The sequence below is a fragment of the uncultured Cyclobacterium sp. genome (assembly GCF_963977555.1).
Taxonomy (GTDB): Bacteria; Bacteroidota; Bacteroidia; order Cytophagales; family Cyclobacteriaceae; genus Cyclobacterium.
Map to the genome: position 1 here is coordinate 279,767 of NZ_CAXBPD010000001.1, position 20,655 is coordinate 300,421.

The 20,655-nt window shown below is 38.8% G+C and carries 18 protein-coding genes; 11 read left to right on the plus strand and 7 right to left on the minus strand.

Translation table 11 applies throughout. From position 1 onward, the window contains the following. The 6 genes from AAC073_RS00945 (at position 1) to AAC073_RS00970 (ending at position 7,229) form a co-directional block, all read left to right on the plus strand. The gene (locus tag AAC073_RS00945; RefSeq protein WP_339921953.1) at positions 1 to 696 is read left to right on the plus strand and encodes a CoA transferase subunit A; all 696 of its coding nucleotides are present in this window, start codon (positions 1 to 3) and stop codon (positions 694 to 696) included. A 12-nt stretch (positions 697 to 708) separates the two neighbouring features. Next, on the plus strand, positions 709 to 1,377 hold the full coding sequence (locus AAC073_RS00950; protein WP_339921954.1) for a 3-oxoacid CoA-transferase subunit B: 669 nt from the start codon (positions 709 to 711) through the stop codon (positions 1,375 to 1,377). Between the two features lie 57 nt (positions 1,378 to 1,434). Continuing rightward, positions 1,435 to 1,773 (plus strand): gliding motility protein GldC, encoded by a 339-nt coding sequence (gldC, locus tag AAC073_RS00955; RefSeq protein WP_020890366.1) that lies wholly within the window; start codon positions 1,435 to 1,437, stop codon positions 1,771 to 1,773. A 483-nt stretch (positions 1,774 to 2,256) separates the two neighbouring features. Next, positions 2,257 to 5,148 carry a carboxypeptidase-like regulatory domain-containing protein gene (locus AAC073_RS00960; protein WP_339921955.1) on the plus strand — a complete coding sequence of 964 codons (2,892 nt, stop codon included), beginning with the start codon at positions 2,257 to 2,259 and terminating at the stop codon, positions 5,146 to 5,148. 12 nt (positions 5,149 to 5,160) lie between these two features. Then, positions 5,161 to 6,627 (plus strand): hypothetical protein, encoded by a 1,467-nt coding sequence (locus tag AAC073_RS00965; protein ID WP_339921956.1) that lies wholly within the window; start codon positions 5,161 to 5,163, stop codon positions 6,625 to 6,627. 5 nt (positions 6,628 to 6,632) lie between these two features. After that, positions 6,633 to 7,229, plus strand: coding sequence for a nucleotidyltransferase family protein (locus AAC073_RS00970; protein ID WP_339921957.1), 597 nt, complete (start codon positions 6,633 to 6,635; stop codon positions 7,227 to 7,229). Positions 7,230 to 7,389: 160 nt separating this feature from the next. On the opposite strand, the gene AAC073_RS00975 is transcribed toward AAC073_RS00970, so the two are convergent. Further along, the gene (locus AAC073_RS00975; RefSeq protein ID WP_339921958.1) at positions 7,390 to 8,142 is read right to left on the minus strand and encodes a glucosamine-6-phosphate deaminase; all 753 of its coding nucleotides are present in this window, start codon (positions 8,140 to 8,142) and stop codon (positions 7,390 to 7,392) included. A gap of 566 nt (positions 8,143 to 8,708) precedes the next feature. Between AAC073_RS00975 and AAC073_RS00980 the strand changes: the two genes are divergently transcribed. Beyond that, complete coding sequence (locus AAC073_RS00980) at positions 8,709 to 9,869, plus strand: DUF5009 domain-containing protein (protein WP_339921959.1); 1,161 nt, start codon at positions 8,709 to 8,711, stop codon at positions 9,867 to 9,869. 462 nt (positions 9,870 to 10,331) lie between these two features. Here AAC073_RS00980 and AAC073_RS00985 read toward each other — a convergent pair whose 3' ends face one another. Further along, complete coding sequence (locus AAC073_RS00985) at positions 10,332 to 10,799, minus strand: GAF domain-containing protein (RefSeq protein WP_339921960.1); 468 nt, start codon at positions 10,797 to 10,799, stop codon at positions 10,332 to 10,334. Between the two features lie 106 nt (positions 10,800 to 10,905). Between AAC073_RS00985 and AAC073_RS00990 the strand changes: the two genes are divergently transcribed. Beyond that, positions 10,906 to 11,610: a 16S rRNA (uracil(1498)-N(3))-methyltransferase gene (locus tag AAC073_RS00990; RefSeq protein WP_339921961.1), complete on the plus strand. Its 705-nt coding sequence runs from the start codon at positions 10,906 to 10,908 to the stop codon at positions 11,608 to 11,610. Positions 11,611 to 11,654: 44 nt separating this feature from the next. Here AAC073_RS00990 and kdsB read toward each other — a convergent pair whose 3' ends face one another. Then, positions 11,655 to 12,389 carry a 3-deoxy-manno-octulosonate cytidylyltransferase gene (kdsB, locus tag AAC073_RS00995; RefSeq protein WP_339921962.1) on the minus strand — a complete coding sequence of 245 codons (735 nt, stop codon included), beginning with the start codon at positions 12,387 to 12,389 and terminating at the stop codon, positions 11,655 to 11,657. Between the two features lie 188 nt (positions 12,390 to 12,577). Here kdsB and AAC073_RS01000 point away from each other — a divergent pair, with 188 nt between their 5' ends. Beyond that, positions 12,578 to 14,452: a CocE/NonD family hydrolase gene (locus tag AAC073_RS01000; protein WP_339921963.1), complete on the plus strand. Its 1,875-nt coding sequence runs from the start codon at positions 12,578 to 12,580 to the stop codon at positions 14,450 to 14,452. 163 nt (positions 14,453 to 14,615) lie between these two features. Beyond that, entirely contained in the window at positions 14,616 to 15,164 is a 549-nt protein-coding gene (locus tag AAC073_RS01005) for a ferritin (protein ID WP_339921964.1), read from the plus strand. Between the two features lie 433 nt (positions 15,165 to 15,597). Here AAC073_RS01005 and pncA read toward each other — a convergent pair whose 3' ends face one another. The 3 genes from pncA to AAC073_RS01020 form a co-directional block, all read right to left on the minus strand. After that, positions 15,598 to 16,230 carry a bifunctional nicotinamidase/pyrazinamidase gene (gene pncA / locus AAC073_RS01010; RefSeq protein WP_339921965.1) on the minus strand — a complete coding sequence of 211 codons (633 nt, stop codon included), beginning with the start codon at positions 16,228 to 16,230 and terminating at the stop codon, positions 15,598 to 15,600. After that, entirely contained in the window at positions 16,220 to 17,701 is a 1,482-nt protein-coding gene (locus AAC073_RS01015; RefSeq protein ID WP_339921966.1) for a nicotinate phosphoribosyltransferase, read from the minus strand. The genes pncA and AAC073_RS01015 overlap by 11 nt, the downstream gene beginning before the upstream one ends. Before the next feature lie 63 nt (positions 17,702 to 17,764). Further along, positions 17,765 to 18,610, minus strand: a complete 846-nt coding sequence (locus tag AAC073_RS01020) for a DMT family transporter (RefSeq protein WP_339921967.1) — start codon at positions 18,608 to 18,610, stop codon at positions 17,765 to 17,767. A gap of 130 nt (positions 18,611 to 18,740) precedes the next feature. Here AAC073_RS01020 and AAC073_RS01025 point away from each other — a divergent pair, with 130 nt between their 5' ends. Further along, positions 18,741 to 19,184: a peroxiredoxin gene (locus AAC073_RS01025; RefSeq protein WP_339921968.1), complete on the plus strand. Its 444-nt coding sequence runs from the start codon at positions 18,741 to 18,743 to the stop codon at positions 19,182 to 19,184. A 99-nt stretch (positions 19,185 to 19,283) separates the two neighbouring features. Here the strand turns inward: AAC073_RS01025 and AAC073_RS01030 are convergent, their stop codons facing one another. Next, on the minus strand, positions 19,284 to 20,627 hold the full coding sequence (locus tag AAC073_RS01030; RefSeq protein ID WP_339921969.1) for a Gfo/Idh/MocA family oxidoreductase: 1,344 nt from the start codon (positions 20,625 to 20,627) through the stop codon (positions 19,284 to 19,286). Positions 20,628 to 20,655 lie beyond the last annotated feature (28 nt).

Genomic DNA, 20,655 nt, shown 5'->3' on the forward strand with positions numbered 1-20,655 from the left:
ATGATAAATAAAACCGTAAAAGACGGCATAGAAGCCGTGTCTGATATAGAGAATGGGGCTGTTATACTTATCGGTGGATTTGGACTGTGTGGGATTCCTGAAGCAAGTATTAATGCCCTTCTTACCACAAACCTAAAAGGTTTGACTTGTATATCAAACAATGCTGGTGTTGATGATTTTGGCGTTGGCTTGCTCATAAAGCAACACATGCTTAGAAAATTAATTTCCAGCTACGTCGGAGAAAACTTGGAGTTTGAAAAGCAGTATAAAGCGGGTACGCTAGAGTTAGAATTGATACCACAAGGAACACTTGCCGAAAGAATCAGGGCTGGAGGAGCAGGCATACCAGCTTTCTACACGCCTGCAGGCATAGGTACCCATGTGGCAGATGGAAAAGAAGTAAGAGAATTTGACGAACGTTTGTTTCTATTAGAGCGTTGGATAAAAGCAGATTTTGCACTAATTAAAGCTTGGAAAGGAGATACAGCTGGTAACCTGATTTACAAAGGAACAGCCAGAAACTTTAATCCTATAATGGCTACAGCAGGCAAAATAACCATAGCAGAAGTCGAAGAGCTAGTACCTGTTGGTGAGTTAGACCCCAATCAAATTCATACACCGGGGATCTATGTGCAGCGAATATTCCAGGGAGATAACTATGAGAAAAGAATAGAAAATAAAACCGTGAGGAAATAATCTTTACTAAGCATGCTAAGCAAGAAACAAATAGCTCAGAGAATAGCCAGTGAGATCAAGGACGGTCAATACATTTACTTGGGCATAGGCATTCCAACGCTGATTGCCAACTATCTTCCTGAACAATTAGAGATGGTTTTCCAATCAGAAAATGGCCTATTGGGAATAGGCCCCTATCCTGAAGAGGAAGACATGGATCCAGACATTATCAATGCCAGTAAAGAAACAATAACCATGGTAAAGGGATCTTCGCTATTTGATTCAGCAGAAGCATTCGCGATGATACGCGGAGGCCATATTGACTTGTCCATCTTGGGAGCATTGGAGGTCTCTGAAAATGGAGACATCAGCAACTGGAAAATTTCTTCCGGTCTTATCAAAGGAGTGGGTGGCGCATTGGATCTGGTAGCTTCAGAAGCCAAACTTTATGTGGCCATGCACCATTGTCACAAAGATGGTAGCTCTAAATTGCTCAAGCATTGCGAGATGCCCATAACAGGTATTAAATGTGTTCAGAAGATATTCACTGACTTGGGCGTATTTACTATTTTGCCTGAAGGTGGCTTTAAACTTTGCGAAAGAGCACCAGGAGTAACTATTGAAGAAATAAAAGCTAAAACGGAAGGAAGACTTGTAATCAAAGGAGAAATAAAAGAAATGGAAATGTTTGCTCAGGATTAGTGAAGTCCTTTTGCCAATTCTTTCTTAATTTTGCATGAATTAATAGAATAATAAAAAATGAAAAAATCTGAAATCAAATTTACCGTTTCACTTGACGACGGTAATCTGCCAAAGAGTATCGAGTGGGATGCTACTGACAAAGAAACCGAAGGGCAAGAATCAACTAGAAGCATAAGTTTGAATATTTGGGATAACCTTAACCAAAGTACCTTAAGGATTGACCTTTGGACAGGAGATATGTCAGTAGCGGAAATGAAAAGATTTTACATTGACATCTTGGGTGGTATGGGTCAAAACATATTAAATAGTACTGGAGATGAATATTATTCCGAAGAAATAAAAGCACTTTGTGACCGCTTAGTGAAACATGTCAACGAAGAAAACGAAAAGAAATAATTTTTTTCATTCTCAATGAAAATAAAGTAAAGGGCTAATTCTAAAGGAATTAGCCCTTTACTTTAAATAAATCAATATAGCCCTTCTCCCCAACAAGTTTGGGGAAATTAAGGCAAAAGAAAACAGTTATTCACTGCTTTGAATTTCATACAATTTCCCAGTGCAGCAGCCTCCCCTAACTTCCCTCAATGCCCTATAGCCAGGGTTAGCATTATTTAAATGAACACCTTTACTTTTTCAAGTTGAAATTATCCTTTTAATTCACTTGATATGAAAACCTTTTTTCTTCTATTCGCTTTACCAATTAAATATTCAGTATTTTAGGCTACTTAATAGTATATTTATTAGCAAAAATTATTGTAAATTAAAGAACAAATTTAGACGAGTAGCATCACTGTCCTATTGTTTTAGAAATCAATAGAATATGGTGAAATAACGAAAATTGTATTGCATTCCCCATTTGACACCTAATCCCAAAGTGCCATGAAAACTAACCAGCAACAAAAGGGTCTACATTTTTATTTACTATTGATTTGGTTAATTATCATCCCTGTTACCACTTCCTTTGCACAGGAATCCACTACACTATCTGGAACCGTTAAAGACCAGGATACTGGAGAAACATTGATAGGTGTAAATATCCTGGTTAAGGGAAAAGTTTCGGGTACGATTACCGATGTTAATGGTAATTTTTCTATTACCGTAAATGCTCCGCCACCTTTTTCTTTAATCTTTTCAATGGTAGGCTTTGCTAGCCAAGAAATCCTCATTTCTTCTGCCAGTTCTTCGCCTTTAGAAGTCATTATGGCGGAACAAACATTTTTGGGACAAGAAGTCGTTGTGTCTGCTTCCAGGGTAGAAGAAAGCATTCTTCAATCTCCTGTTTCCATAGAAAAAATGGATATTCTTGACATAAGGGAAGCGCCAGGGGATTCTTATTACAAGGCCATTTCCAATTTAAAGGGAGTGGATATCACGAGTTCTTCAATTAATTTTCAAATCTTAAACGCCCGAGGTTTCAACTCTACTGGCAATACCCGTTTTGTCCAACTCACGGATGGAATGGACACGCAGGCTCCCTCCTTGAATTTCCCAATAGGAAATCTTAATGGCCCTTCAGAACTAGATGTAGAAAGCGTTGAATTTATACCAGGAGCCTCATCTGCACTCTACGGTCCCAATGCATTCAATGGCATCCTACTTGTTAACAGCAAAGACCCCTTCGATTATCAAGGGTTAAGTGCCTATTACAAACAAGGAGTCAACCATATCGGCTCAAATCCTGGTGAGCCAAGCTCGGCACAACCTATGTTTGAAGGGGCAATAAGATATGCTAAGGCCTTTAACAATAAATGGGCTTTCAAAATAAGTGCATCGATGATGCGGGCGGAAGATTGGTATGGTACCAATGAAACTGATCTTAACTCCGTTTCCCAAGGAGATTTACCTTTTAACCCTGGAGCAAACCTAGTTCATACCTTTGGCGATGAAGTGTCGAATAATATAGGTTTGTTGAGAAATGTAAGCGCTATACAACAACAAGCCAACGCGCTTGGTATAGGGGCCTATATAGGAAGTATACCTGACCAAGTAGTATCAAGAACAGGCTACTCTGAAAAGACTTTGGTGGATTATGGTGCTCGCAATTACAAATTGAATGGCGCCTTGCATTACCGGGTTTCGGACAATGCTGAGCTATTTTATTCCCTAAATTATGGTTCAGGTACTTCTATTTACACTGGTGCACAGCGCTATTCTCTAAATGAATTTTTCATCACCCAGCACAAGCTGGAATTGAAAGGAGACAATTATTTCGTGCGAAGTTATACCACCCGGGATAATTCAGGCAAGTCCTATATCTCAGATTTAAATGGAATTCTGATCAATGATACCTGGAAGGACAATTCAACTTGGTTTGGGGAATATACCCTAAATTACCTGGGAGCACTGGCTAATCAACAGGTGGTTCCTGGTACTTTAGGATCTACCCAGCAGCAAACTGCCGCCCATCAATTTGCGAGGCAGCAAGCAGATACAGGAAGGTACCTTCCAGGAAGCACTGAGTTTAATGAAACAGCCCAAAACATTAGCGCAGACTTTATTCCTAGTGGATCGCTGTTTTATGATCGCTCACGGATGTACCTTACAGAAGGTCAATATGACTTCAAAAATGAGGTGGATTTTGTAGACCTTCAGGTAGGGGCTGCCTACCGGCTTTATGAATTAAGATCCAATGGGACCATTTTTGCTGATGGAGAGGGGAACGACATCAGCATCACAGAAATTGGTGGCTATGCTCAAGCGTCCAAGCGTTTGCTACAGGAAAAATTGAGATTAATTGGCTCATTGAGGTATGATAAAAACGAGAATTTTGAAGGCCAGTTTAGCCCTAGAATTTCAGCAGTATTCTCTGAAAAAAATCATAATTTCAGGCTGTCCTACCAAACGGGTTTTAGAATGCCTTCTACTCAAGCCCAACACATAGACCTCAATGTAATATCTGCCCGACTAATTTCTGGCTTGCCATATTACAGGGACAAATACAAAATATATGAGAATGGCTATTCATTGTCATCTGTCCAACAATATACGGCAGCCGTAGCTGAAGGAGCCAGCCCAATTGGGGCCTCGGCTACAGGACTGTTAGAACCCGTAACTTCTCTTCCGGCATTAAGTCCTGAAAAAGTTAAAGCCATAGAAGTTGGCTATAAGGGCTTGCTAATGGACAACAGACTTCTAATAGATTTCGCCTATTATTACAATAGATACAATAATTTCATTTCTCAAACAGCTATTCGAAAAGCTCCGGGACCAGTATTCCCCGGTGCGGACCCCAATTCCGATGAGGGAGCCATTAATGCCATCAATGCCCCTTCTCTTCTTACTCCCGTGACCACCCCAGGTCAGGAGAATACCTTTCAGACCTACACCAATATTGTAGACAGAGAGGTTCGTGCACACGGCTTGGTTTTAGGAGTCAATTTTAATCTCCCTGGTAATTACACCATTGGCGGTAATTACAATTACAACAAGCTACTGACCGAATTTGAAGCAGGATACCTTTCTGAGTTCAATACCCCGGAGCATAAAACGAATGTCGTTTTTGGCAATAGAAAACTCACAGATAAGCTGGGTTTTAATATCGCCTATCGCTACCAAACCTCATTTAGATGGGAATCCAGCTTTGCAAGAGGAGATGTTCCTGAAATTCATAATTTAGACGCTCAGATATCCTACAAAGTGAAAAGCATGAAATCCATCCTAAAATTGGGCGGTTCCAATGTGCTTAATAACAGGTATTTTCTAAATTTTGGTGGGCCTACTACAGGAGCCATTTATTACCTCTCCATCACATTTGATGAATTGCTAAACTAAACCAATAAAATCATGAAACGATTTCAAACGTTTTTCACCTATTTGGCCATTGGTTTACTCCTCTCCTGCCAATATGAATTTCCAGCACCTGCTACATCATCACCTGATTCAGGACAGGCAGATTTCACTAAGATGGTGGCTATTGGGAGTTCTATAACAGCAGGTGTAATGGATGCGGCATTGTACGATAGGTCACAGCAAAATTCCTTTGTAGTTATCCTTGCCAATCAAATGAAAGAAGCTGGGGGGGGCGACTTTTACGTGCCTGACATTAATGCCCCAGTAGGTGATTTAATCCTCACACCAACAGGTGGAAATTTAGGCCGTTTAATCCTTACGGTAAATTTTAATACTGGGAGCATATTGCCCTCACCCATTGTACCCGGAAATGCAATAACCCCATTCACTGGGGATAAATCTGCCATTAATAATTTCGGACTAAGTGGACTAGCACTGGCAGGTGCACTTCTGCCTGCCTCTGGAAACCTACAAGAGCCTACTCACCCATTGTTCAACCCTTATTATGCCCGGTTTGCTAGTGCTCCAGGAACTTCAACGCCTATTGGAGATGCAGCAGGAGCGTTGGCTAATGGAGGTACGTTTTTTGTTTTTTGGTTAGGGAAAAATGATGTGTTGACCTATGCGCTTACAGGAGGTGCAATACCAGAATTATTAACCAGTGAACAAGATTTTTCCCAACGCTATCAGGTTGCATTGGGAACCATGCTTCAAGCCAACCCTGACGCCAAAGGGGCAATAGGGAACATCCCTAATATCAACGCACTGCCTTATTTTAATACAGTACCATGGAATGCTTTACCCTTATCGGATGGGTTGGCCTCCTTGGCCAATGGCGCCTACGCTGGTTACAATACAGGTCTGAACAACCTTGTAACTGCCGGAATGATTGAGGAAAGTGAACGAAATCTTAGAATGATTAATTTCACTTCAGGGCAAAATGGTTTTGTTTTGGAAGATAAAACCCTGACCGACCTTTCAGGCTTTGGATTACCTCCAATCAGGCAAAGCAATGCAGAAGACAAGGTTGCACTTACCACCGGACAAATATTGGGGCAGACACCCGGAAATGATCCTACTTTAATCTATGGTGTCACAGTGCCTATTGGTGATGAATATATTTTGCTTCCTTCTGAGCAAAATGCAATGTCCGCAAAAATTAATGCCTTCAATCAAATTATAACAGCAGCTGTTTCAGCCAATACTGATAGGCTGGTTTTGATTGATGCGGGGAAATTTATGGAAGATATAGGACAAGGGCTGGTTTCTTCAAATAATGTACCTCTTACCAACTCCATAAGTCCTCCCAATGGCGTTTTCTCAACTGATGGTGTTCACCCAAATGCAAGAGGAAGTGCGGCTTTGGCTAACTATTTCATTACGGCTATCAATGGGAAATGGGGCAGTACCATACCATTGACCAATCCAAATGCATTTATGGGCAATGATCTTCCACGCTAAGTTTAATGAAAACAGGTACCATCTTATTGGCTGCCGGGAATTCCAGTAGATTAGGAAAACCCAAACAGTTAATTAATTATAAGGGCCATACCCTATTGCAAAATATTGCAAATATCGCTTTGGTCTCCACCCAAGGGCCGGTAATCGTAGTAGAAGGGCATAGTAATTACCCTCTCAGCTCCGATCCCAAGCTTAGTAAAATAGTTAACTTGGATTGGAAAAAAGGAATGGGCAGTTCCTTAAAATTAGGGCTAAAAATGCTGATGGAAAATGACCTGCCTGATCAGGTTTTGATTCTTTTATCAGATCAGCCAATGGTTAATATTGAATTGATCCACCGGTTGCTTGATACAAAAGCACGTAGCAATTTACCAATAGTGGCTTCTTACTATCAAAACTCTCCTGGAGTCCCAGCTATATTTGACAAGTCGGTATTTGATCAATTAAAGTTAATGCCAGATGGAGAAGGTGCTAAGAAGATATTAATTTCCAATCCAAAGCTTGTGGCATTGGTCAATTTTGAAGCTGGAAAAATAGATATAGATACTCCATCGGATTTGATTGCCCTTAGAAAGTCAGATTGGAGCCATTTTGATAGCTAGTAGCAACAAGAAATTTAAGTATTAGTGCTAGCTTTTATTTTGGGTATACATAAAAACCTCATAGTAATGTCATTAAAAAAGTTATCACAAGTGCATTGATTTGGGTTTAAATGTTAAATACATCTTCAAATCACGCACTTGTGACAACTGGTATAAAATTTTAATTTACTGTAATATTAGCATCTAAAAGAGAAGCAGCAGCTTCGTCCAGGTAAATTCCGCAATCAGCATGGTTTTGCAATATACTTGCAGGGAATTCCGGACTAATTTCATTTTCAAGACAAGCTTTGACAGCCTTGGCTTTTCTTTCATCAGGTACTGAACAGATGATTTTCTTAGCTTTCATTATTTGTTGAATAGACATGCTTATTGCTTTTGTAGGCACATCTTCTAAAGTTGGAAACCAACCTTCTCCAAATTGTTGTTGACGACAAGCCACGTCCAGGTTTACAACCAAATATGGCGTTTCAATTTCAAAATCAGCTGGAGGATCGTTAAAAGCCAAGTGTCCATTTTCACCTATACCTACCATTGCCACATCTATTGGAGATTTCGTAATGAGGTCATTTAAACGCTTGGTTTCCTCAGCAGGATTCTTCTCTCCATCTATAAAATGATAGGCTTTTAAGCCTTTAACTTGATCCAAAAATCTTTCTTTAAGGTATTTTCTAAAACTTGCAGGATGAGAAATCGGTAATCCAAGGTACTCATCTAAGTGAAACATGGTGACCTTGCTCCAGTCAATGGTGTCATGAGTTAAAATCGTTTGAATCGTTTCAAACTGACTTGTTCCAGTAGCCAAAATTATATTGGCCTCACCATTGTTTTGGATCGCTTCCAAAATTGCCGCTGCAGCATGATCTCCAGCTAACTTACCCATTTCAGATGGGTCTTTTCGAGTATAAATCTTCATTTAATAGGTATATTTGTTGATATTGAATTTATTTTTAACCAAAATCATCCGATTGGGCTAAAACAAATTGTTAAAAGAATATAAATGTACTTTACCTGTGAGCAGGTAAAATATTGGTGTTTTTCTTAAACTTTACAGCAAGCAAGGGTCTGCAATATAGGTTAATTACAGCTCTTTGACTCTTTCACACATTTTTTTCCTTGTATTCACGGATTCTCTATAGGTCATCGGACTTTGCTATAAATTTTTTCAAAGTAAGCAATGCATATCCAGAAATATTAAAACCCAAAGAGTTAGGAGAATTTTTAGAATTCAAATTATTTGCTTGAATATCAGATGTCAAACCGCTCATTGCAGTCAAACCAGTAAGACCACCAATTTTCAAAAATTCTCTTCTTTTATTCTTATTAATATTATTATACCGGATAAAGACTAAACCTACCCCTTAATTACTATTTCTTTTATAATTATTGAAATAAAATTCCTTTTTAAATACAAAAATTTAAAATAAATTGGGAGTATTAAGTTTTTTACAAAACTCCCCAAATTTACTGAAAGTCTTTATCATGACAAACCCACCCATCAATCAAAATGATCCGGAAATAAATTCACCGGTTTCTACCTCACCCATAGCTTCTAAAAGGCTACTCTCTATAGATGCATTAAGAGGGTTTGATATGCTACTTATAGCTGGAGCTGGTTCATTTATAGTACTCTTAAAAGGAAAAACAGGTATTTCTGCAATAGACTGGTTGGCTGGACAATTCTACCACCCCGCTTGGAATGGGTTTTCTTTTTACGATTTTATTTTTCCTCTGTTTCTGTTTATTGCTGGAGTGTCACTGACCTTCTCCTTAAACAAGGGGAGATCAATGGGAATGTCAAAAACAACCCTTTATAGAAAAACATTTACTAGAATGCTAGTACTTATTCTACTGGGAATTTTATTTAAAAATTCTCCAGTCCCATTTTTCGAGCCGTCACAAATAAGGTTGGGAAGTGTCCTGGGTAGAATTGGTATTGCTACTTTTGTATCCACATTGATATATTTGAATTTCGATTTCTATAAAAGATTAGGCGCTGCTATTTTAATACTTTTGCTATATTATGCTGCTTTATTTCTAATTCCTGTTCCCGGATATGGAGCAGGTGATTTAAGTTTTGAAGGAAATTTAGTCGGTTGGTTTGATCGAACTTTCTTACCTGGAATTCTTAAACAAGAGATTTTTGATGAATTAGGCCTGTTGACTCAAATTTCTGCACTTTGCCTAACCATATTTGGAACCTTGGCTGGAGAAATTTTAGGAAAAGCTTGGTTAGACACTAAGAAAATCAAATACTTGGCCTTCGCTGGAGTGATAGGTATCCTCTTAGCATTGGTATGGGACTTACATTTCCCCATTAACAAGCACCTTTGGAGTAGCTCTTTTATATTATTAACGAGCGGAATGAGTTTCTTGACTTTGCTTTTGTTTTATGTGGTAATAGATGTCTGGAAAATAAAAAAATGGGCTTTTTTCTTTCAGGTCATAGGCCTTAACTCACTAACCATTTATTTTGCTTACAGTTTTATTGATTTTCGTTTTACCAGTCAAAAGTTATTTGCGGGACTGTATGCCCCACTTGCTGAAGAATGGCATCCTGTTTTTCAAGCATTCGGTGCGCTCCTTTTGGTTTGGTTGTTTTTATACATCCTTTACCGTTTAAAGATTTTTGTGAAGGTTTAACCCGAAATATGCAATAGGCCTTCTTTTAAGTGCTGATCCGCCGTGTTGGGCAAAATCAGCCACTTCCTTGCTGTTTTCAATTTTACCCTAGCGATGCTCCAAACAGGCTGATTTTCTTGCGATTTCAACATTTAGTGATATTAGTAAAAGCATTGGACCTGAAAATGCTCCAAACAGGCTGATTTTCTTGCGATTTCAACCCTCCCAGAGAAAGGTCAGGGCAGGCTTCACGAATCCTATTGCATCATCTGGGATGAAAATAATTCTATCCCCTTTACACTATCAAAAAGTAAGCCTCTCAATAATAATGCTTTATAAGGGTTATTATTGAGAGGCTTTTTAATAAAATAAACTGGTGACTTGGAGAACAAGACAATTACTTTCGAAACCCAAGAATATAGCTTGGATTTAATCTTCTTACCTTTACCTTATCTAAGGAGAATGGGTAATGCCTATTTAATGCTATGCCTTAACTTTTGTTGCTAAGGCTGCAGCTATCTCCATCAATGCTTTTGTTTCTTCCTCACTGAATTCATATGGATCTTTCATGGCTATTCCCAAAGTACCATATAGTTTCCCTTCTAAGATCATAGGGGCAGTGATGGCCCCTTCTACCTTTGTGTCTTTGGCACCTGGTCTTACTACTCCTGATTCATCAGTTTGCAAATTACACACTTGAACTGCTTCCATTCTTTCAGCAGCAATGCCTGCCATGCCTTTACCCACAGGAATGACATTCATCTTTGGCAGCAAAAACGCGGGAATTCCCACCTGCCCTTTAAGTTCTAAAAGTCCAGTTTCTGAATTTAACGCATGCAACGTGCCGGTAACGCAGTTAAATGATACCAGTATTTCTTCTAGCCAGTTTTGCCAGTCCAAGTTACTTGAATTAAGAATCTTTTGGGCAAGATCAGAATTAGTTACCATCATTAATTTTATTTCATTTTCAACAAAAAGATTTCACTACAATAATAGGCAAATCCTATTTAACCTTTGCCGTTAATTTTATAAATTCGAAGGAATAAACGACAATGTCATGCAGCTTTTTTATGAAGAGGAGATTAATGGGGATGAATTTACTTTGGATACTCAGGAATCCAATCACTTAGGAAAAGTACTAAGGAAAAACATAGGAGACACAGTGATGTTCACGAATGGAAAAGGTTCATTATTTACCTGCCATATTGAAGACAATAATCCAAAAAAGTGTCGCCTAAAAATAGTCGAACAGATTTTCACTCCCATGGATAAATTCCATATTCACCTGGCCATTGCTCCTACCAAAAACATGGACCGAATGGAATGGATGATAGAGAAAATTACTGAAGTGGGGTTCAATGAGATTACCTTTCTAAAAACTGCACATATCGAAAGACCAAGATTGAAACTGGATCGACTTGAGAAAAAACTTATTTCTGCTTGTAAACAGAGCTTTAAAACTTGGTTACCAGTAATAAACCCTATTGTAGATTACGATAAATTTATTGCTGACTCAGCTTTTCAGACACACGAGCGCTTTATTGCTTATGTAGATCAAGACAATGGTGATCACCTTATCAACCAAACTACTCCAAATCAGTCTTATTTAGTATTGATCGGACCTGAGGGTGATTTTAGTCCTAAAGAAATCTCTTCGGCCATTGACAATGGATTTAAACCTTGTTCTCTTGGGAAACACCGGCTGAGAACGGAAACAGCTGGTTTTGTAGCCGTACATACTTTAAACCTTCTAAACGGCTAATTCATATATTTGTGAGGGTTAAGGAGAATGCGATTAAAAGTGATTTATTTGGAGAAATGATCGTCGTAATAGGCAAGGGCTCTATCTAAATCCTCAGGAACGTCTATTGCCACCGCTTGGTGGGTAGTAGACACCATTTTTATACGGATCCCATTTTCCAACAATCTTAGCTGTTCAAGCATTTCAACGTTTTCCAATAAGGACTTTTCCCACTTGGTAAATGTCATCAATAGTTCTTTTTTGTAGGCGTAAATTCCTATATGTCGAAAATACTCAGGAGAAGAGGATTCATTTCTCTGGAAAGGTATGGGTGAACGGCTAAAATAAAGAGAGAAGTTATTTTTGTCGGTAACCACCTTCACTATATTGGGATTTATGATTTGGCTCGTTTCCTTAATAGGTGACATAAGCGAAGCTACTTGCACCGCATCGTCCTCAAATACAGCAACCAAGTTAGCCAGCGACGCTTTGTCTTGAAAAGGCTCATCTCCTTGCACATTCACAATTATATCCGCTTCAATGGATGCAGCCGCCTCCGCTATCCTATCAGAACCACTTTCATGTGCTTTTTGACTGTAAAACACTTTGCCTCCTTCTTTGCTTATGGCATCAGCTATTGATTGATGGTCTGTTACCACCATTACCTCATCAAAAACACCAGTAGCCAGTGTACTCAAATAAGTTCTGGCAATAAGTGGTTTTCCTCTCAAATCAGCTAACAATTTAGCGGGAAATCGGGTGGCTCCAAATCTTGCAGGAATTAAGGCAATGGTCTTCATTTATAGGAATTACAAATTTAATTTCAATTGTTTATCAATGATTTAGCATAAATTCTTTCTGGAATTTTATCCTAAATCAAGAAAATAAGGATTATATTAATAGCAAAGCTAATCAATTTGAGAGCAAAATAGGGTAAAAATCAATATCTTTATTGATAGCCACGGACACTAACAAACAAAAAATGATCATGATAAACTTACGTGCCATTTTAGTCTTATTCGCCTTATTCTTGTTCGACCTGCATTCGGCGTTCGCCCAAGAAATCAGTCAGGTAGAAACCCTTTATGAAAAAACAGAACACGATATCCCAATGCGGGACGGCGTTAACTTACACACTGTTGTCTATAGCCCTAGAGACAAATCAAAGACTTACCCCATCTTAATGCAAAGGACGCCCTATAGCGCAGGTCCATACGGTTCCGGTAAAATGAAAGACAAACTTGGCCCCTCTCATTTCTTAATGGAAGATGGTTATATATTTGTTTATCAAGATGTAAGAGGACGTTGGATGTCTGAAGGCCAATATGACAACATGCGCCCTACACTTTCAAAAAGGGTGACTAATTCTACAGAAATAGACGAAAGTACGGATACATTTGATACCATAGAATGGTTACTCGCCAATGTGAGTAATCACAATGAAAAGGTTGGAATCTGGGGAATAAGTTATCCAGGTTTTTACAGTGCCGCTGCCCTGCCCTATTCACATCCCAATTTAAAAGCAGTTTCGCCCCAAGCACCAATAGGTGATTTTTACTTTGATGATTTCCATCACAACGGTGCTTACCTACTAAGTTACTGGCTAGCAACTACCGTTTTTGGTTACCAAAAAGACGGGCCGACAGAGGAGGCTTGGTACGATATGGTCAACCCAGAAACCAGTGATGGGTACCAATTTTTCATGGACATGGGACCACTTAAAAATGCAGACAAATGGTATGGAGAAGACAATTTCTTTTGGCAACAATTAAAGGACAATCCGAATTACAATTCCTTCTGGCAAAAGAGGAGCATTATTCCACACTTAAAAGAGGTAAAGCCTGCAGTACTCACTGTAGGGGGCTGGTTTGACGCAGAAGATCTTTACGGTTCACTTACCATATATAAAACCATAGAAAGCAATAATCCCAACACCTACAATGCCATCGTTATTGGCCCCTGGTCACATGGAGATTGGTCAAGGGAAACAGGACCTCAAATCATTTCAAATATTTACTTTGGTGATTCTATTTCTACCTGGTATCAAAAGAATATAGAACAAGAATTTTTCAACCATTTTTTAAAAAAGGCTGGGGAAGGAAAGCCAGCTCTTCCAGAAGCTTATATGTTTGATACCGGAAAACATCAATGGGAAAAATTCAATGAATGGCCACCTAAAAACAGCCAATGGAAAAGCTTCTATTTACATGACAAAGGCAAGTTGTCAGTTAAAACACCAGAAGGCGATCGGTTTTCTACTTTTATTTCCGACCCCGCCAACCCAGTCCCCTATAGCCAAGACATCAAATTAAACTTCACCCCTCGTAAATACATGGCCGATGACCAACGATTTGCAGCAAGAAGACCCGACGTTTTGACCTTTGAAACTGAGGTTTTACAAGAGGACATGACCTTGGCAGGGGAGATTATGGCCCGCTTAAAAGTAGCTACTTCTCAAACAGATGCTGATTGGATTGTGAAATTGATAGATATTTACCCTGGTGATTATCCTAACCATGAGTTTGTACTTGATGGTGTGGAAATGGGGAATTACCACCTCATGGTTCGGTCAGAAGTCCTTCGGGGAAGGTATAGGGAGAGTTTTGAATTTCCAAAACAATTTGTGCCGGACCAAATTTCAGCTGTAGATTTCAGGTTACAAGACGTATTTCACACTTTTAAACAAGGCCATAAAATTCAGATTCAAATTCAAAGTACCTGGTTTCCATTAATCGACAGAAACCCTCAAAAATATGTTGAGAATATTTTTGAAGCTGAAAGTGAAGATTTTATCAAGGCTACCCACAGGGTATTTCACACAGAAAAATTTGCTAGTAAAATCGAAGTAATGGTGCTTCCTTAGAATGGTTTAAAATTAAGATTTGCGCCTTCACAATGTGCGTATGGCCAATGAAAATAACTATATTTATCTTTTATTATGCAACTCGAAGGTGATAAAAAGTGTAGAATACTGGTAAGACCTTTTAAAAGGAGATGGAAGTTGTTCAAAAAATAAAAATAATATTATGAAAATTAAAGAAAAAGAAATTGTGACCTTAAAAAGGTCATTGTTAATGGATACGGAGGCTAAACTAAATAAACAAGTAGAAATGGAAGGAAAATCTTCCGCCTACTACCTTTCTATGGCTTCATGGGCTGAGATGCAAGGATTCTCAAATTCTGCTCGATTTTTATATGACCATGCCGAAGAAGAAAGAGGTCATATGCTTAAACTATTCAGGTATATAAATGAAGCAGGTGGCCATGCTATCCAACCTGAAGTCACAAATATCAGACAACATTTCAACTCCCTCAGAGAGGTTTTTGAATTGATTCTTGAACATGAAATTGAAGTTACAAAGTCTATTAATATCATTGTAGATCATTGTTTCAATGTAAAAGACTTTGCCACTTTCAGTTTTATGCAATGGTATGTAACTGAACAGCGAGAAGAGGAAACACTTGCAAGAAGGGCTTTGGAGATTTTCGACATAATAGGTGAAGAAGGTATCGGGCTTTGGACCATTGACCAGGAAATGGGGAAATTACACGCAACCAAAGAGCCTGAGGTTTAACCCTAAAGATGCAATAGACAATCTGTTGAGTGCTGATCCACCCCAGGGTACAAAATCAGCCACTTCATTGCTGTTTGGAGATTTTAGCATAGCGTCTCTATGCTAAAATCTCCAAACAGACTTGTTTTCTTTCGACTACAACACCTTCCGTCAACACGGAAAGGCTTAACAAATCCTGTTACGTAAACCAGGTTTAATCCTATTGCCCTTGATTACAATATTAAACCTTTTCAGTAGCATCAATGGTGGTTTTTTTATTACCTCCAAGCCTATTGGCCAAGACATAAATCGAAATGAGCAGTAATTGATAGCCAATTTTTTATACGAATAAACGGCTTGTAAAAAATCAGGCATTACCAACATAAAATTAATTCCTGAATCGATTGCATCAGACAATAGGATTAGGAAAGCCTTTCAAAATTTCGGCATTAAATTACAACAAGGCATTGCTTTGAATCAAAATGGCACCCTTTTTTTCCATTTCTGTTAAGGCGTCATTTGTGTCATTTGGGGAAACATTTACTCCCTTGGTAGCATCGGTCAACAAATAAGTTTCAAATCCTAAATCCAGGGCGTCTAATACCGTAAATTTGACACAGTAATCTGCCGCTAGACCAGTAACAAATACTTTTTCTATGCCTTCACCTTTTAGGAAGTCACTTAAGCCAGTTTCTTCTATTTTACCGTTATCAAAAAAACCACTGTAGGAATCTACTTCAGGATTGGTGCCTTTTTTAAATATTTTGTTCCAGGTTTGACCCTGTAAAGCCTTAGGAAAACCAGCCCCCTCTGAATTTTCCACACAATGGATGGGCCACAGGTACTGATTAACACCTTTTAGGTTTATGAAATCACCAACCTTCTTGCCTTCATGATTGGCAGCGAAACTGCCGTGATTTGCCGGGTGCCAATCCTGCGTAGCTACTACAAGAGCAAATTTATCCTGAACCTGATTGATAACAGGTATTACTTCATCCCCATTCGCTACGGCAAGCGCTCCTCCCAGTAAAAAATCATTTTGCACATCAACAACGATGAGCGCACTTTTATTTAAGTTAATTGCCATTGTCCATTGCTTTAGCTTTCAATACCAGGGCTGTTCGGTACTCATACAAGTTCGCTTCCAGCCCTACTGGGTATATATGAGGATTAATCAATCTTTTATGGGTTTTATCAAAAATTGCTAACCGATCCTGGGTTCGCTTCCTGATTTGTTGAATACTTGGTCGATCGTACACTTTCTCTCCCTTGCTGAAAATTGGCTTTAGAAGCACTTCTACTTCCGCATTGTCTACAGAGATTTTCTTCCTTCGGGTAGGATCTATAGGGTCTATGATGGTAACGGTATCACTTTTCTCCATACCTTCTAAGTAAATCATATCAGCTATGGCTTTACCTCCAGCAGTATACCTTAAAACGTTATGGTATCCGGGAATATTAATTTTTATTGATTGTTGGGACAATTTAATTTTTGGCACCCAATCCCCATCTTTACTTTTCAACGCCGAAAGCTTATATACTGCTCCAAGTGCAGGTTGATCATATGCCGTTACAAGTTTAGTTCCAACACCCCAAACATCTATCGATGCTTCCTGCATTTTTAAGGAAGTGATGATATGCTCATCAAGGTCATTACTGGCCACAATTTTAACATTGGGAAACCCAGCTTCGTTTAACATTTTTCTGGCGAGGTTACTGAAGTAAGCCAAATCACCAGAGTCTATTCTAATTGCTTTTAATTCCTTTCCTTGATCTTTTAACTTTCCTGCTACCTCTATCGCATGTTTGACACCCTGAACGATATCATAGGTGTCTACGAGTAAGGTGGTATTGTCAGGGAAAGTTTCCGCATAGGATTCAAAAGCAGAAAGTTCATTTTCAAAAGACATGATCCAACTGTGGGCATGCGTACCAGAAACAGGTATACCAAATAGCTTGGCTGCCATAACATTTGAAGTAGAGGAGCAGCCTCCAATATATGAGGCCCTACTAGCTGCTAGTGCACCATCTATTCCTTGTGCCCTTCTCAAGCCAAACTCCATCACCGGATCGCCATTTGCTGCTAAAACAATCCTTGCAGCCTTGGTGGCTATCAATGTTTGGAAATTGATGATATTCAATAAAGGAGTTTCTAAAAGCTGACACTGGATCAGTGGGCCTTTAACTCTGACCATAGGCATATTGGGAAATACCACTTCACCTTCTTCAACTGCATCTATGTCACAGCTAAAGGTCATGTTTTTCAAGTAATCAATGAATCCGCTTTCAAAGACTTTTTCTCCATTAGCCTCTTTCATTTCAGCCAAAAAAGCCAAATCATTTTCACCAAACTTCATGTTCCTGCAGTAATCAATCACATAATCCAAGCCTGCGGCTATGGTGAACCCGCTTTGGAAAGGGTTTTTTCTGAAAAAGAGATTGAAAATGGTCTCTTCCTCGGCTTTCCCAGCTTTCCAATAGGCATATGCCATTGTAAATTGGTAATAATCAGTCAGTAGGGTTAGAGAACTATGGTAAAGGTCTTTGGTTATTTTCATATTCAGCAGCGCTATAAATCTCAAATTTACAGGTTTAAGCGGCTTAAACCACATTTTGACCCATTATTTTGATTTCAGATCCCTTGTATATAAAAAGTTAAGGATTACGCCTGAAAGAACCAATAACATGCCTCCGTAGGTAAATAAATTATAGGTCTCATCAAAAAGGATGAATCCAAAACCCAAAGCAAAGATTATCCCAATATAATTCAAGCTAGAAACTTTTGCCAAATTGGCATTCTGATAAGAAATTGTCATAAAATACTGTGCAAGTTGAGACAATATGCCTATTAAAAGTAGAAAGGCCCAATCCCATCCTTCCGGTTGTATCCAAAAAAAATAACTAAGCACTCCAGCTATTGGAATGGTCACTAGAGGAAAGTAGAATACTATCACCAATGGATGCTCAGTATTTTTAAGTTTCCTGATCACATTATATGCCAAGCCGGAAAACAAGGCGGAAGTAATGCCTATAACCAAAAATAAGCCATCAATTCTTGGGTCAAACCCTTCAATCATTATTACTCCTGAAAAAGCTATGGCGAAAAATAGGAATTGTTTAGGTTTAACTTTTTCTTTAACTATAAATATTCCCAAAATACTGGTGAAAATTGGGCCGAGGTACTGAATTGTTACGGCACTTGCCAAGGGAATATGTTGCAACGTATAAAAAAACGTAATTAAACCAATGGAACCCACGATTCCCCTTATCACTAATAATTGCCTGTTGTTCCCAAAAACAGGTACTGAATTACGTTTTAGAATAAGATAACTAGCTATAAAACTAAAAACAGAACGGAAAAGGATAATTTCAATTGCTGGAATATGGGGCAAAGTTTTCACTGCTACATTCATCAGTGCGAAAAAACACACTGCCAGCAACATGTGCTTTACACTTGAATTACTCAAAACATTATTATTAATTGTAAATAAAAATCACCCCATTAAAAGCACGTTCAATAAAAATTGGTTCCGAAATGAAGATAAAAGGTGCAAAAGAAAACTAAATGTTATAAAGTTTGTTTAACTAATTAAAAAAATGGGATTACGCAAAGGCCAAAAAGCACCAGACTTTACATTACCTTCCACCTCCGGCTCGGATTTTAAGCTTTCTAAAGATTTCTTTGGCAAAGCATGTGTTATTTATTTCTACCCTAAAGATTTCACAGGTGGCTGTACTGCTCAGGCCTGCGAATTCAGAGATCAGTTTGAGGATTTCAGAGATTTAGACATCCCTGTTATTGGAATTAGCAGAGACGATATGGATACCCATCTGCGTTTCAAAAAAGAAAACAAACTTCCATTTGATTTGCTCTCAGACACCAGTGGTGAGGTATGTAAGAAATATGATGCCTTGGTACCTATCATAGGTATTCCTAAACGAATCACCTACCTATTGGACAAAGGGCATGTAATTAAAGATGAATTTCAAGACATGTTCAATGCCAAGGCTCATATAAAAAAAATGCTAGACAATTATTAAACAGCAGTCGGTTCCCCTATCGACTTTTACCTATAGAATGCTCTGAAAATGAAAGAGGGATGCAAAAATGCATCCCTCTTTCATTTGTATAAATACAAATTACACTTTAGGCAACTTCCACCCGTTGTTGTAATTGGCTTTAATTAATTTATTGGCTTTTCCGCTCGTAAATTGGCCTTTCTCTGCATCCCAATAGATTTTCTCACCTAATTTATAGGCAATATTCCCCATATGTGCATTGATTGCTGCAATTGATCCAGTTTTAATTCCACAATTTAGCATTGAAGCATCATTCGCTTTCATAGCTTCTACAAAATTCCTGCAATGAATCCTCTGAGCAGACCCTTCTGGTTTTATAAGTTCAATGGCTTCAATTTTTCCCTTTTTGTTACCATTTACGTTCTCGGTTTCGGCAATCACTTTCCAGCCACCTCGGTTTACCACCAGCGTGCCATTATTTCCAATAAAAGCGATCCCCTCAGTAGTTCCATAATTCCCACCATCAATACCTGTAGCATGCTCCCATAGCATGTTAAAACCATCATATTCATAAACGGTCTGTAAGGTATCCGGCGTTTCTGACGCATCATCAGGATAAGCCAATTTACCACCAGAAGCCATGATAGATTTAGGAGCACTTACTCCCATTGCGTGCAAGGCAATGTCAATTTCATGAACTCCCCAGTCGGTCATCAAACCACCAGCATAATCCCAAAACCAACGAAAGTTGAAATGAAACCTATTGGCATTGAACGGTCTGTCGGGTGCAGGTCCAAGCCACATTTTATAATCTACACCAGCAGGAGGCTGACTATTCGGAATCTTTGGAACAGGATTCATCCATCCTTGGTAAGCCCAGGTTTTAACCAGCCTGATATTCCCTAGTTTTCCTGACTTGACCATCTCTATGGCTTGCGCATATTGAGAGCCACTTCGTTGCCACTGGCCCACCTGTATCAACTTACCATATCTGTCTGCAGCTTTAACCATTAAGTTACATTCTTCTATAGAATTCGCTAGTGGCTTTTCGGTATAAGCATGTTTGCCCGCAGAGAGACTATCTATCAAATTCAAGCAATGCCAATGATCGGGTGTACCTATTATTACTGAATCGATGTTGGGATCTTCCAACATCAGCCTGTAATCTTTGTATTGTTTCGGTCTTTTCCCTCTTAGCTTGTAAACATCTTCTGTACGTTGATCCAATACACTCTGGTCAACATCCGCCAAGGCTACACAATTGACTTCAGGAATTCGTAAATGGCTGTGCATGTTTGACCATCCCATGCCCTTACAACCAATCAATCCGAAATTAATCTGGTCATTTGCTCCTACTCTGTTAGCACGAGCTTTCAAATGTTCTGCTGATAAAAAATTAGGTAATGCAGCTAAGCCTGCAGAGCTAAGCAGTGTTTTATGAATAAATTTTCTTCTGGAATTCATTATTAAATAGGTTTAGGCTATTGCACGG

Bases quoted from the DNA above. Each gene is read 5' to 3' on its own strand.
- AAC073_RS00945 (WP_339921953.1), top strand. From the start codon at position 1: ATGATAAATAAAACCGTAAAAGACGGCATAGAAGCCGTGTCTGATATA.
- AAC073_RS00950 (WP_339921954.1), top strand. From the start codon at position 709: ATGCTAAGCAAGAAACAAATAGCTCAGAGAATAGCCAGTGAGATCAAG.
- gldC (WP_020890366.1), top strand. From the start codon at position 1,435: ATGAAAAAATCTGAAATCAAATTTACCGTTTCACTTGACGACGGTAAT.
- AAC073_RS00960 (WP_339921955.1), top strand. From the start codon at position 2,257: ATGAAAACTAACCAGCAACAAAAGGGTCTACATTTTTATTTACTATTG.
- AAC073_RS00965 (WP_339921956.1), top strand. From the start codon at position 5,161: ATGAAACGATTTCAAACGTTTTTCACCTATTTGGCCATTGGTTTACTC.
- AAC073_RS00970 (WP_339921957.1), top strand. From the start codon at position 6,633: ATGAAAACAGGTACCATCTTATTGGCTGCCGGGAATTCCAGTAGATTA.
- AAC073_RS00975 (WP_339921958.1), bottom strand. From the start codon at position 8,142: ATGAAGATTTATACTCGAAAAGACCCATCTGAAATGGGTAAGTTAGCT.
- AAC073_RS00980 (WP_339921959.1), top strand. From the start codon at position 8,709: ATGACAAACCCACCCATCAATCAAAATGATCCGGAAATAAATTCACCG.
- AAC073_RS00985 (WP_339921960.1), bottom strand. From the start codon at position 10,799: ATGATGGTAACTAATTCTGATCTTGCCCAAAAGATTCTTAATTCAAGT.
- AAC073_RS00990 (WP_339921961.1), top strand. From the start codon at position 10,906: ATGCAGCTTTTTTATGAAGAGGAGATTAATGGGGATGAATTTACTTTG.
- kdsB (WP_339921962.1), bottom strand. From the start codon at position 12,389: ATGAAGACCATTGCCTTAATTCCTGCAAGATTTGGAGCCACCCGATTT.
- AAC073_RS01000 (WP_339921963.1), top strand. From the start codon at position 12,578: ATGATAAACTTACGTGCCATTTTAGTCTTATTCGCCTTATTCTTGTTC.
- AAC073_RS01005 (WP_339921964.1), top strand. From the start codon at position 14,616: ATGAAAATTAAAGAAAAAGAAATTGTGACCTTAAAAAGGTCATTGTTA.
- pncA (WP_339921965.1), bottom strand. From the start codon at position 16,230: ATGGCAATTAACTTAAATAAAAGTGCGCTCATCGTTGTTGATGTGCAA.
- AAC073_RS01015 (WP_339921966.1), bottom strand. From the start codon at position 17,701: ATGAAAATAACCAAAGACCTTTACCATAGTTCTCTAACCCTACTGACT.
- AAC073_RS01025 (WP_339921968.1), top strand. From the start codon at position 18,741: ATGGGATTACGCAAAGGCCAAAAAGCACCAGACTTTACATTACCTTCC.
- AAC073_RS01030 (WP_339921969.1), bottom strand. From the start codon at position 20,627: ATGAATTCCAGAAGAAAATTTATTCATAAAACACTGCTTAGCTCTGCA.